A 12,403-nucleotide genomic window follows, 5' to 3' on the forward strand; every position below is an offset into this window, starting at 1 on the left:
TCTGTCTATAAACAAGCACAACAGGCGGAGACCCTTGATGCGCCGAGCCATTGCCACTGTCTGCATCAGTGGAACCCTCGAAGAGAAGCTGGAATCCATCGCCCGCGCGCGTTTCGACGCCGTGGAGATCTTCGAGAACGACCTCATCTACAGCCGCCTGTCGCCGCGCGAGATCCGCCAGCGCTGTGCCGACCTGGGCCTGGGCGTCGACCTGTACCAGCCCTTCCGCGACATGGACGGCGTGGACGACGCCCGCTTCAAGCGCAACCTGGACCGCGCCCAGCGCAAGTTCGACCTGATGGTCGAGCTCGGTGCGCCGATGCTGCTGGTGTGTTCCAACGTGCAGCCGAACACCATCTGCGACGACGAGCTGATGGCCTCGCAGCTTCACGCGATGGCCGAGAAGGCTGCCGAGCGTGGGCTGCGCATCGCCTACGAGGCGCTGGCCTGGGGCCACCACGTCAATCGCTACGGCCATTCCTGGGACATCGTCAAAAAGGCCGATCACCCGCATTTGGGCCTGTGCCTGGACAGCTTCCACATCCTGTCGCGCGGCGACGACCCGGCCGGCATCGAGCAGATCCCGGCCGACAAGCTGTTCTTCCTGCAGCTGGCCGACGCGCCGCGCATGGTGATGGACGTGCTGCAGTGGAGCCGTCATTACCGCTGCTTCCCAGGTCAGGGTACTTTCGACCTGGTCGGTTTCATGGAGCATGTGCTGAAGGCCGGCTATCCGGGGCCGCTGTCGCTGGAGATCTTCAACGACGTGTTCCGCGCCGCGCCGAACCGCCGCACGACCCTCGACGCCTTCTCGTCGCTGCTCTACCTCGAGGAGCAGATCCGTGCGCGCCTGGAAGCCCAGGCCGTCAGCGATCCGGCCACTCGTGCGCTGACCGAGCGCATCGAGCTGTTCAACCCGCCGGCGCCGCCCAAGCTGCGCGGCCTGTCCTTCATCGAGTTCGCGGTGGACGACGCGTCCGGCAAGGCGCTCGGCAAGGCGCTGCAGGGGCTCGGCTTCGATCATTCCGGCACGCACCGCACCAAGAACGTCCAGCTCTACCAGCAGGGCGACGTGCGCTTGGTGCTCAACAACGAGCCGGGCTCCTTCGCCAGCGACTACTTCCAGCGCCGCGGGCCGTCGATCTGCGCGCTAGGCCTTGCCACCGACGACGGCCAGCGGGCGGTGAACCGCGGCGTGGCCTTCCACGTGCCCAGTCACGCCGGCCGCGTGGGCCCCAACGAGGCCCTGATCCCGGCGCTGCGCGCGGTGGACGACAGCATCATCTACTTCGTGTCCCAGGCGCTGGAGGACAAGGGTTTCCTCGAGACCGACTTCGTTGTCGACCCGGCCAAGCACGGCCGCTGCAAGGCCGGCATCCGCAGCGTGGATCACCTGGCGGAGGGCTTCCCTTTCGAACAGTTCGATACCGGCGTGCTGTTCAACCGCGTGGTGCTGGGCCTGCATCCGCAGGAGAGCATGGAGCTGGCCGATCCCAACGGACTGGTGCGCAGCTGTGCGATGGTCAATGCAGACCAGTCCTTGCGCATCGCCCTCAACGTGTCCCATAGCCGCGCCACCGTTACCGGGCGCAGCATGGAGGCGCTGCAGGGCGGCGGCGTGCATCACATCGCGCTGGCCAGCGACGACATTTTTGCGACCGCCGAGTATCTGACCCGGCACGGCATTGCCCTGCTCGATGTGCCCGACAATTATTATGAGGACCTGCCGGCCCGTTTCGAGCTGGACGACGCGCAGCTCGAACGCATGCGCCGCCTCGGGGTCCTCTACGACCGCAACGAGGAGGGGGAATTCTTCCACTTCTATACCCAGATGTTCGTGGACCGCTTTTTCTTCGAAATCGTCCAGCGCCGTGACGGCTATGCCGGCTTCGGGGCTTCCAACGCACCGGTCCGCATGTCGGCCCAGGCGAGGAGAAGCTGAGGACCAGACGGTTTGCGGAGTGTGCAGGGGTGAGTGAGAGAAGGGTTCCCGAGTCGATACGTGCGTTGCGGTCGGCCAATTTCCGGCTGTACTTCTTTGGCCAGGCGGTGTCGCTGCTCGGCTCGTGGATCCAGCAGGTGGCGCTGGTGTGGCTGGTATACCGGCTGACCGGGTCGGCCGCGTTGCTTGGTGTGACCACCTTTGCGTCGCTGGCCCCGCAGCTGCTGCTCGGGCCGCTGGCCGGCGCGTGGATCGACAAGCAGGACAAGCGGCGCTGCCTGATCGTCGTGCAGTCCCTGCTCGCCACCCAGGCGCTGACGCTGGCGGTACTGACGGCACTGGGCTGGATCGGGCCGACGCTGATCGTCGCCATGTCGCTGCTGCTCGGTGTGCTGAGCAGCTTCGATGCGCCGCTGCGCCATTCGCTGATCAACGCCTTCGTGGAAAGCCGCGAGGATCTGCCCAATGCGCTGGCGCTTAACTCGATGCTGGTCAATGGCGGCCGCTTCTTCGGGCCGCCGGTGGCCGGGCTGTTGCTGGGGCTGAGTTCGGAGGCGGTGTGTTTCGGCCTCAACGCGCTGTCCTTCATGGCGCTGATCGTTGCGGTGCTGCGCGCCGATGGACGGATGCCGGAGCCGGTGCGCGGCCCGGTCGGGCGGGTCTTCAAGGAAGGCGCGCGCTATGTGTGGGACACCTGGTACGTGCGGGTGCTGATCGGCGTGGTCATCGGCGTGAACCTGACCGCGTCGAGCTACGCGACGCTGCTGCCGATTCTGGCCAAGGATGTCTTCCTCGGCGATGCGCGGACCCTCGGCTGGCTGTGGGGCGGGGCGGGCGGCGGGGCCTTCCTCGGCACCGTCATGCTGACCCGCGTGCGTTCGCTGGCGCGGCTGAGCCAGGGGGTGGTCGCCGCGGTGGCGATCAGCGCGGTGGCGCTGGTCGGCATCGGCGCCAGCCACCTGCCGGCGCTGGCCTTTGCCGGGCTGGTGCTGCTGGGTTTTGGCATCACCGTCTGCAATGCGGGCATCAACATGCTGCTGCAGTCGAGTACGCCGGAGACCATGCGCGGCCGCGTGGTGTCCTTCTTCATGGCGACGCGCTTCGGCTTCGACGCCATCGGCGGGCTGGCGGCCGGTCTGCTGGCGGCCTGGTGGGGCGTGCAGGCGGCCTTGTGGATCGAGGGCGTGCTGTTGTTCGTCTGCCTCGGTTTTCTGTTTTCCCATCGCGGGCGGCTGGAGAGCGACCTGCGGCACTGAACTTGTACCGACTTTTCCCACCCGGCGGGCACCTCTCCTCCCAAACTACCCGCCGGTCTTTAGCATCCCGCCGAGCATTGTGCTTCGGCGGGATTTTTTTGCGTGCGTGGGCTTGGGAAGAGGGTATGTAGATGGAGGGGAATGGGCGACTGAACTGGCTCCCAAGGGCGGAAATGTACTGGCTGGCCGCCCGTGGAGACGGGATCACTCGCCCACAGCCGCTGGTCCGGAGCCTTCCTGCATTTCACTGTCCGGCACGGTCGGCGCCGGGCGCAACACCTGCTCCGCATCCTCCCTGACCTGCGCCGCGAGCTCGCTGGCCAGGCCGAGGCGGCGCAGCAGCCAGGGGCTCAGATCCTGCTCGAAGGGGTCGGGCAGGGCGAGGTTCTCCATTGCAGCGCAGGGCGCTGGCGCCAATGCTGCCGCGGGTGCTGTCAAGGCTTGGTCAATGGCTTCGCTGGCCTGCTGCAGCGGAAGCTGGATGCGCGCCGCATCGAGGCGGCCGCGGCGCGACATCAGCATCGTCTTCACCGCGGTGAGCTGCGCGAGGAGCTGGTAGTTGTGGGCCAGCAGGCGCCCCAGGGCTTCCAGTGGCGGGCGTACCGCACGGGGCTCGGCAAGGGATTGCTGGGTGGCCTGCACCAGCGCCGACAGGCTGTCGTAGGCTTCGCGCCGGGCCAGCCGCCAGGCCAGTTCCGGTTCGTTGTCCACCGCCTGCAACTGCCCCAGGCCCAGTGCGATGCGGGCGTGGTGGGCCTGGGCGGCGAGGCTGCGGGCCACGAGAGCCGGGATGCGGCCGCGCTCCCAGCTCGGCAGCACGTAGGCGAAGGCCCAGGCGATGGCGACGCCGGCCAGCGTGTCGGCGATGCGCTCGATGACTTCGAAGGTGGCGCTGCCGGCGTTCAGCATGTGGCTCTGTACCAGGCCCATGACCGTCGCGGCCACCGCGGCGACGACGTAGCGCCGGATCGCGAAGGCATGGGCGATGCCTTGGGCCAGCATGACGACCAGCAGCAGGAAGAGCGCCGGCGGATGGGCGGCCAGCAGCGCGCCGGTCAGCACGCAGCCGAGCAGGGTGCCGAGCACCCGGTGGTTGCGCCGTTCGACGGTCTGGGCCAGGCTGCCGCGCAGTACGACGACGATGGTCAGCAGGATCCAGTAGTCGTGGGTGCCCCAGGGCACGGCGAGGGACAGCGCGTAGGCGCTGCCGATGGCAAGCGCGGCGCGGATGGCGTGGCGCAGCGGCGGCGCGTTCCAGTGCCACAGCTCGGCGAGGGGCTGCCAGGACCAGGCCGTGGGGCTGACGAAGGCCTGCCAGGCGGTGCGCACCAGGCTCAGGTCGGGTTGCTCCTCGCCGCGGGCGAGAGCGATCAGGCGCAGGGTTTCGTCGTTGATGTGGCCGAGGCGGTTGCTGAGACCGCGGGCCAGCATCGCCGTCGACGGGGCGCTGCCGTTGGTGCCGCGGTCTTCTTCATCGGGCAGTTCCAGGCGGGCGAGCTGGGGGCGGTGGCTGGCGAAGGGTTCGGGCGGGCGACCGATGAGCAGGGCGTCGGCGAGGCTGTCCAGCTCGTCGGCCAGGGCGCCGAGGATCTCGCCGAGGGCGTTGAGCAGCAACGGGTGGCCGGGGTGCGTGCGCAGCGTGTCCACGTCCAGTTCGCTGGCCAGCAGATGGTCGCGCATCTCCAGCACCTGCAGCAGCATGCCGGCCAGACGCTGGCGGCGCGGCGTGCGCGGGGATTCGAGCAGGATGTTGCGGGCCGCCTGCAGCTGGTCGGCCAGCGCGGCCTGACGTCGCAGCAGCTCGCCGATCAGCGGCGCAGCGTCGGACGGCTGGCTCAGGGCGCCGAACTGCCGTGCCTGGCAGCGCATCAGCCCGGCCAGCGCAAACAGCACGTCGGCCAGCATCTGGATCCGGTAGCGGGCGTTGAGGGCCGAGTTGGCCAGGCTGGCGAACACCAGGTAGCCCCCGCTGCCGATGGCGCAGTACAGGCCGGTCGTCGCGATGCTGCCGGTGCCCTCGTGGACCGGCACTGCCATCGACAGCACCACCGCAAACATGATCGAAATGGAGATCGGCAGCCCGCGCTTGCCCCACGCGCCGGCCAGGAAGGCGACGAAGCTGGCCGGCACCAGCAGCAGGCCCAGCAGCACCGGCGCGTTGTGCAGGGCCTGGACGGCGAGGAACAGCGGCAGGCCGATCAGCGCCGCCGGCAGCAGCTGCCAGAACTTGCCGCGCTGGGGCGCCGGTTGGTCCGGCGGAATCACGATGGCCACGCCCACCGACGCGGCCGCCGCGGCGAAGGCGCCGAAGTAGAAGTGCATGCCGCCGGAGATCAGCAGCATGCCGAGCGCCGCCACCAGGCCGCTGGCCGTGTAATGGCTCAGCGCGATGCGCCGGGCGGCCCGCAGGGGCCGGTCGATGCGGGAAAGTGTCTGCATGCGCCTGGGCCGGGCTTCCGGCAAGGGTGTCGATGGCAGGCAGAGGTTAAGGTGCGGGGGCGGGGAGAGGCAAGGTAGACGCGGAGTGGGGGGCCATGAAAAGAAAAAGCCGGCAGGGCCGGCTTTTCGTGATGCTCGTTACCGCACGGTTTACCAGTGCGTTTCCCGGTCTGGCGTGGAGGTGATCTTGTGGATCGTCAGGTCGGCGCCGTCGAATTCTTCTTCCGCATCCAGGCGGATGCCGACGATGGACTTCAGCGCGCCATAGACGATGGTGCCGCCCGCAGCCGCGACGACAATGCCGCCGGCGGTACCGATCAACTGCGACACGATGCTGATGCCGCCGATGCCGCCCAGCGCCTTTGCCCCGAAGATGCCGGCCGCAATGCCGCCCCAGGCGCCGCACAGGCCGTGCAGCGGCCACACGCCGAGCACGTCGTCGATCTTCCAGCGGTTCTGGGTGATGGTGAACAGCTGAACGAACAGCACGCCGGCGATCAGGCCGGTGGCCAGCGCACCGATCGGATGCATCAGGTCGGAGCCTGCGCACACGGCGACCAGGCCGGCCAGTGGGCCGTTGTGGATGAAGCCTGGGTCGTTCTTGCCCAGGACCATCGCTGCCAGCGTGCCGCCGACCATCGCCATCAGGGAATTGAGGGCGACCAGGCCGCTGACCTTGTCGAGGGTCTGGGCCGACATCACGTTGAAGCCGAACCAGCCAACGGTGAGGATCCACGCGCCGAGGGCCAGGAAGGGGATATTGGAAGGCGGGTGGGCGGCCACGTTGCCGTCCTTGGTGTAGCGGCCACGACGGGCGCCGAGCAGCAGCACCGCAGGCAGCGCGATCCAGCCACCGACCGCATGCACCACCACCGAGCCGGCGAAGTCATGGAACTTGGCGCCGAAGGCCGCTTCCAGCCACGGCTGGATGCCGAGGTTATCGTTCCAGGCGATGCCCTCGAAGAAAGGGTAGACGAAGCCGACCAGCAGGAAGGTGGCGACGCTTTGCGGGTGGAACTTGGCGCGCTCGGCGATGCCGCCGGAGATGATGGCAGGAATGGCGGCGGCGAAGGTCAGCAGGAAGAAGAACTTGACCATCTCGTAGCCGCTCTTCTGGGCCAGCACGTCGGCGCTGGAGAAGAAGTTGACGCCGTAGGCCACGGTGTAGCCGATGAAGAAGTACGCGATGGCCGATACGCCGAAGTCGGTCAGGATCTTGACCAGGGCATTGACCTGGTTCTTCTTGCGTACTGTGCCGAGCTCAAGGAAGGCGAAGCCGGCATGCATTGCTAGCACCATGATGGCGCCTAGCAGCACGAAGAGAACATTGCTGGTGTTACTGATTTGCTCCATTTTGGGCTCCGAAAATGAAGCGAGGCACCAAGCAGGTGCTGTGCCAGCTCTATTTTGGTGAAAAATCCTGATGAATGAAGGGCTTGCCATCAGGGTATGGTGTGTTATGGCACCATGATCGTGCAGATTGATGGTTCATGCACCAAATTAATGCGCCATTCCTTGAGTTTCTAATTCCTGGGTGACAAAAGGAAGATGGCTTTCACCGTCTTGGTGCGGCTCAGCTTTTGAAGGGGGCACTCACCAGGCGTTTTCCACCGCGATTTGCGCTGGCGCAGCCAGCCGGCTGAGACGGAAGCCCCGCCCGAGCAAGGCCTTGTGGGTATCGTGGACCATGTTCGGGCTGCCGCAGATCATGATGCGGGAGTCGGCGAGGGTCAGTGGAATGTCCAGCCGGGCCTCCAGCTCGCCGCTCTGCAGCAGCGCCGGAATGCGCGCATGGAGCGCGCCGGCAATGGTGTCGTCACGGGTGGCGACCGGCTGGTAGATCAGCTTGTGTCCATGCTCGGCCCACAGGGGATGGTCCCGCAGGGCGGCGATTTCGGCGCGATAGGCGAGGTCGTCGGCATCGCGCGCGCAATGCACCAGAATGAGGCGCTCGAAGCGCGTCCAGGTGCTCTCGTCCTGCAGGATCGCCAGGTAAGGGGCCAGCCCCGTACCGGTGCCGAGCATCCACAGGTCACGCCCATCGGCAAAACGGTTGGTGGTGAAGAAGCCGAAGGGCTGGCGCTCCATCATCAGTTCGTCGCCGACTTGTAGTTGTTCAAGGCGGGATGTGAAAGCGCCGTCCGGCACGATGATCGAGTAGAACTCCAGGTGGTCATCCCAGGTCGCCGACGCCATCGAGTAAGCACGCCACACCGGCACGCCATTGGCCTGATGCAGCCCGAGGCGCGCGAACTGCCCCGGCACGAAGCGGAAGCCCGCCTCGCGGCTGAGCCGGAAGGACAGCAGGCGGGGGCTCCAGCGGTGCAGCCACAGGATGCGGGCCGGGAGGTACTTGTCGTTGGGGGCGTCCATTGTGTCTCCCTTCTTCCATGGGGCGGTCTTGCCGTCGGGGCGCATTCACCCGCCCATCCGCCGCTTCGACCTGCGGAGGGCGAATGAATTCGCTCCCGGCTACATGTGTTGTACCGCTCGCGCGGCGAGCGGCTGACAGATCATGGCCCCTGATGGCCCGGTGGACTGACGAACTTTGGCAGCAGGTGACGAAAAACGTCACATGAAGAATGGGTTTCCACGGGTGGGGCAGGCCGTCTGAAGCCCGTACCATCTGGCAATAAATTGTTTCCAAATGGAAAAAATGAAACGCGGGATATCTGGCACGACGGTTGCCTATGTCTCTGCGTACGAGGCAGCAGCCCGCACCATCGAAATTCAACGAGTGGAGATCACATCATGAAGAAGCAAGGCGGTTTCACCCTGATCGAACTGATGATCGTCGTTGCCATCATCGGCATCCTGGCGGCGATTGCGGTGCCCCAGTACCAGACTTACACGAAGAAGGCGAAGTTCACGGAAGTCGTGCAGGCTGCGCAGGGCTTCAAGTCCCAGGTTGAGATTTGTATCCAGAACCGTACCGATCCGACTGCTGCGGTGACTGGCTGTTCTAACGGTAACGGCGGCGTTGCTGCCCAGCCGGCTGGCTATGGCAAGGTTACTTCCGTGACTGTTGCTGATAACGGGACGATTACCGCAACCGGCACTGCCGAAGTGGATTCGAAGACTTACATCATGATTCCGACTGCCAGTGCCTCCAGCGTTACCTGGGACATTACCACTGGCAGTTGCAAGTCTGCCGGTCTGTGCTGATCCTGAATCAAGCCTGATAGTCAGTCAGCTTTTGAAAGCCCGGACGGTGAGAGCCTCCGGGCGTTTTCCGTTTCAGGGCGGACAGTTTTGAGGGGGTGTGGGAAAATTCATGGCATGAATGCTGCGATTTCCCCTGTTTCACAGAATCATGACGTGCGTCCGGCAAATGCCGACACCAGCCTCGTCGTCATCCACGCCATCAGCCTACCCCCCAACCGCTTTGGCGGCTCCGGTGTCACCCAGCTCTTCACCAACACCCTCGACCCGCAGGCGCACCCTTACTACGCGGGTATCCACCACCTGAGGGTCTCCGCTCACTTCTTCATCCGCCGTACCGGCGAATTGATCCAGTTCGTCGATCCGCAGATGCGTGCCTGGCACGCCGGCGCGTCGTCCTGGCGTGGGCGTGAGCGTTGCAATGATTTCTCCATCGGTATCGAACTGGAAGGCTGCGATACGCTGCCCTTCGAGGCCGTGCAATACGAGGTGCTGGCCGACCTGCTGACGGAGCTCTGCGGGCGCTTTCCCATCGAGGGGATCACGGGGCATTCGGATATTGCCCCCGGGCGCAAGACGGACCCGGGGCCCTTCTTTTCGTGGGAGCGGTTGCGGCGTTTGCTGGCGCTGCACGGATCCGCGTTGGCGGACCTCGTCGAAGCCGCCTCCTCGGTGGACGAGGAGGCGTGCATGCGCTGGCCGTTCCCGCTTTCCGAGCGGCCCGCCTGAGTGGCTTCCCTTTCGCACAGGGAATGATGTTCATGCGCGTGTGCGCTCCGATTCTCCGCGTAGTCGGCCGGTTTGCCCGTGACGCCGAGGGCCGGGCGAGGGCGCTGCTGCTGGTCGCTTCCTTGGCTCCGATGCTGATCTGGCTGGTCTCGTCAGGGCGTCTCGCTCGCCCCTTGGAGGCGGCGGGCTGGGCTTTGTTGTGCGGCGTGCTGGCGGCGTCGGCACCTGGGCGAATGCTTCGGTGGGCGGCCATGGTGCAATTGCTGCTGCTGCCCCTGACGCTAGCCTGGATCGGTGCGGTGGCGGTGACCGGAATGGGGCCGTCTACCGCCAGCATGGGATCTGCGACCAACGGTGCTTACAAGGAGGTGCTGACCGCAGCCCGCGTGGTTCTGGGAAATAGACAGTTCCAACTGGTGGCCGTGCTGTCGGCGGTACTGGGCATCATCGCGGCATGGGCGGCTTGGCGTGCGCCGTCGCGCAGCCGCGGCTGGTTGTCCTTCGTCTTTCTGGCCGCCTTGCTGCCGGCTTCGTCCGCCGTTCTTGATGCCGGGGGTTATGCCGCCTGGGCCAGGCTCGCGGGCCCGGAGGCGCGGATGGGTGTTGTCTGGCTGTCACATGTCGAGATGGGCAAGGAGGGCCTGCGTATGGCCCTTAATCAGGCAGTCATGCCTGCGCAGGCTCGGCCGCAGTTCATCCGCTCCACCATCGGTGTGCCCCGTGAGTTCGATGCGCTGCCTGGTGTTGCGGTGTTCATCGTCGGAGAGTCGCTGCGGGCCGATGCGTTGCTCGATCCCGCGCGTGGGAAGTGGTCGGCCCAGTTGGCTGCGCGGCTGGAGCGGGGCTTGGGAGTACGCCTCCCCGATGCTTGCGCGGGAGGCAATGGTACCTTCGCATCGGTTCCCCGCCTGTTAACACTTGTCGATGTGGCTGATGTAGCGGGGGCGGCCCACAAGCCGACACTGCTCGCCATCGCCAAGGCTGCCGGAGCCCGGACCGCCTATATCAACAACCACGAAATCTGGGTCGTGCCCGAAGAGGGGCATGATTTCAGCCAGAAAATCTCGTCGATGGACGTCAATACCTATGATGAAGTGGCAATCGAAGCCATGGCGGATTTTCTGAAGCGAACGGATGCGGCGTCGAAGGCGGTGCTGATCCACATGTACGGCCAGCACTTCTTCTATGAGCAGCGCTATCCGGCGACGATGTTTCCGCCCGAGCCGGCAGGTGTCGATGGCGAGGCCTTGAACGAACTACGCTATCGGCGAGCCGCGGAGTACGGTGCGAGCGTCCTGCTGCGCGCAGCCGAAGTCCTCGATGCGCAATCGGAGCCTGCATTTCTGGTTTTCACCAGCGACCATGGTGAGAATCTGCCGTCCGATGGTACGGGGCGGCGGATGCATGCAGGTCCAACGAGCAGTCGGGAGGATTCGGTTGTGCCGGCGATCGTGCTCTGGAATTCGGCATTTCAGAGAAGCGGGCGCGCGAAGGTGCTCGATGTTTTTCGGCAGAAAAACGGGCTCATTGCCCATCGGGATGTCGCCCGCGCGTGGCTGACCATGCTGGGGCAGCCGGGTGTGCTCGTTCCTACTCAGGACCCGGAAACCTGGGGGGCTCTCGAGCCCGGTGCGCTGGCTTCGGCAGTGCGCTGCTCGGCCCTGAAGCCCTGATTTTTCATTCGGGGTACATCAGCTTGCATGGTGTTCGGCATATGCAAATGGATTCGACTTTGGTGGGGGTGTCGGGGGGCGCATTGACAAAATCCAGTCGAATCAATAGAATGCGTTTTGTGTGCATTTTTTGGCGCAAAAATCTTGTTACAAGTCGGTGCCTGAGCCGCCGCATAACCGGCCTTCTTCCCCCCGGTTACTGACCTGTCTGAGGTCTGGCTCGGTACTTTTTTTGGCACGCTGTCTGGTTGCATCAGCGTGTTTGGATCAACCCCTGGCGACCTAGTCCTTCGAGCGCCGTCGGCCGGTTTTGTTGGTTGACGAGTTGAACCCGGCCCTGTTTTTTTCGGGGGCTGTCGGGTGATACAAACGGATTTTCTGTCCCTGCTGTCCTGGGGGCGGTTGTGCGCGCGCGTTTGCTGGACTGTGGCCACAGAAAGGAGAGCCCATGTTCGCAACTCGTATCGCGAAGTTCGCACGTCACGCGGCTTCATACATGCTTCACTTCGCCCACGGCGGTCTTCTCGTCGCGGGTCTCATCCTCACACTGTTCGTGGCATCCAGAATTGCGAACCACGGTGTGCAGGGCCTGTCTCTTGATGGTCTGGTTGGTGGTGCGGCGGCGCCTGCTGTTGCAGAAGTTGCCACCGAAGAGCCAGAGGCTGAAATCGTGCAGGCGGTGGAAACCGCGTCGCCGATCAAGCTCAGCCCAGACCTGCAACGTGTCCAGACCTATGTGGCCAAGCGCTATCAAGTCTCGGCCGTGGCACTTGAACCGCTGCTGGCATCCGCCCAGCAGACCGGGCGCAGCGTGGGCGTAGACCCGCTGCTGCTGGTGGCCGTGATGGCCATCGAGTCCCGCTTCAATCCCTTTGCCGAGAGCCCGATGGGCGCGCAGGGGTTGATGCAGGTGATTCCCAAATTCCACCCCGACAAGGTGGATGTGAAGTCGGACAAGAGTGCCATGTTCGACCCTGAAACCAACATCCGCGTCGGCGCGCTGGTGCTCAAGGAGTACATCCGGAGCACCGGTTCCGTCGAGCGGGCCCTGCAGCAGTATGGTGGCGTCGGCGATCCGTCGGCGCCCTACGCCAGCAAGGTGATGGCCGTGAAGGCCATGCTGAGCCAGGTGGCCCGCAGTGGAGGAAGGATCGTCGGCGCCTGACACGCGCCCGAGCCTGGGGAAGAGGAACCCGCCGAGA

General features: G+C 65.2%; 9 protein-coding genes. 6 read left to right on the forward strand and 3 right to left on the reverse strand.

Going from position 1 to position 12,403, the window contains the following annotated elements; genetic code table 11:
• The first annotated feature begins 37 nt into the window (after nucleotides 1-37).
• The gene (locus tag AC3QL2_RS17785; RefSeq protein ID WP_493235479.1) at nucleotides 38-1,942 is read left to right on the forward strand and encodes a bifunctional sugar phosphate isomerase/epimerase/4-hydroxyphenylpyruvate dioxygenase family protein; all 1,905 of its coding nucleotides are present in this window, start codon (nucleotides 38-40) and stop codon (nucleotides 1,940-1,942) included.
• 65 nt (nucleotides 1,943-2,007) lie between these two features.
• The gene (locus tag AC3QL2_RS17790; RefSeq protein WP_493235480.1) at nucleotides 2,008-3,198 is read left to right on the forward strand and encodes an MFS transporter; all 1,191 of its coding nucleotides are present in this window, start codon (nucleotides 2,008-2,010) and stop codon (nucleotides 3,196-3,198) included.
• Between the two features lie 204 nt (nucleotides 3,199-3,402).
• Here AC3QL2_RS17790 and AC3QL2_RS17795 read toward each other — a convergent pair whose 3' ends face one another.
• From AC3QL2_RS17795 to AC3QL2_RS17805, 3 genes are all read right to left on the reverse strand, one after another.
• Entirely contained in the window at nucleotides 3,403-5,637 is a 2,235-nt protein-coding gene (locus tag AC3QL2_RS17795; protein WP_493235481.1) for an FUSC family protein, read from the reverse strand.
• 150 nt (nucleotides 5,638-5,787) lie between these two features.
• On the reverse strand, nucleotides 5,788-6,990 hold the full coding sequence (locus AC3QL2_RS17800) for an ammonium transporter (protein ID WP_493235482.1): 1,203 nt from the start codon (nucleotides 6,988-6,990) through the stop codon (nucleotides 5,788-5,790).
• Nucleotides 6,991-7,230: 240 nt separating this feature from the next.
• Entirely contained in the window at nucleotides 7,231-8,010 is a 780-nt protein-coding gene (locus AC3QL2_RS17805; protein WP_493235483.1) for a ferredoxin--NADP reductase, read from the reverse strand.
• 378 nt (nucleotides 8,011-8,388) lie between these two features.
• Between AC3QL2_RS17805 and AC3QL2_RS17810 the strand changes: the two genes are divergently transcribed.
• The 4 genes from AC3QL2_RS17810 (at nucleotide 8,389) to AC3QL2_RS17825 (ending at nucleotide 12,366) form a co-directional block, all read left to right on the forward strand.
• Nucleotides 8,389-8,802, forward strand: a complete 414-nt coding sequence (locus tag AC3QL2_RS17810) for a pilin (RefSeq protein WP_493235484.1) — start codon at nucleotides 8,389-8,391, stop codon at nucleotides 8,800-8,802.
• 114 nt (nucleotides 8,803-8,916) lie between these two features.
• The gene (gene ampD / locus AC3QL2_RS17815) at nucleotides 8,917-9,528 is read left to right on the forward strand and encodes a 1,6-anhydro-N-acetylmuramyl-L-alanine amidase AmpD (RefSeq protein ID WP_493235485.1); all 612 of its coding nucleotides are present in this window, start codon (nucleotides 8,917-8,919) and stop codon (nucleotides 9,526-9,528) included.
• Nucleotides 9,529-9,551: 23 nt separating this feature from the next.
• A complete protein-coding gene (locus AC3QL2_RS17820) occupies nucleotides 9,552-11,201 on the forward strand; it encodes a sulfatase-like hydrolase/transferase (RefSeq protein ID WP_493235486.1) in 1,650 nt (549 codons plus the stop codon).
• Between the two features lie 448 nt (nucleotides 11,202-11,649).
• Nucleotides 11,650-12,366 (forward strand): lytic transglycosylase domain-containing protein, encoded by a 717-nt coding sequence (locus AC3QL2_RS17825; protein WP_493235487.1) that lies wholly within the window; start codon nucleotides 11,650-11,652, stop codon nucleotides 12,364-12,366.
• The last annotated feature ends 37 nt before the right edge of the window (nucleotides 12,367-12,403 follow it).

This window comes from Zoogloea sp. GW822-FHT05C07, assembly GCF_058800215.1.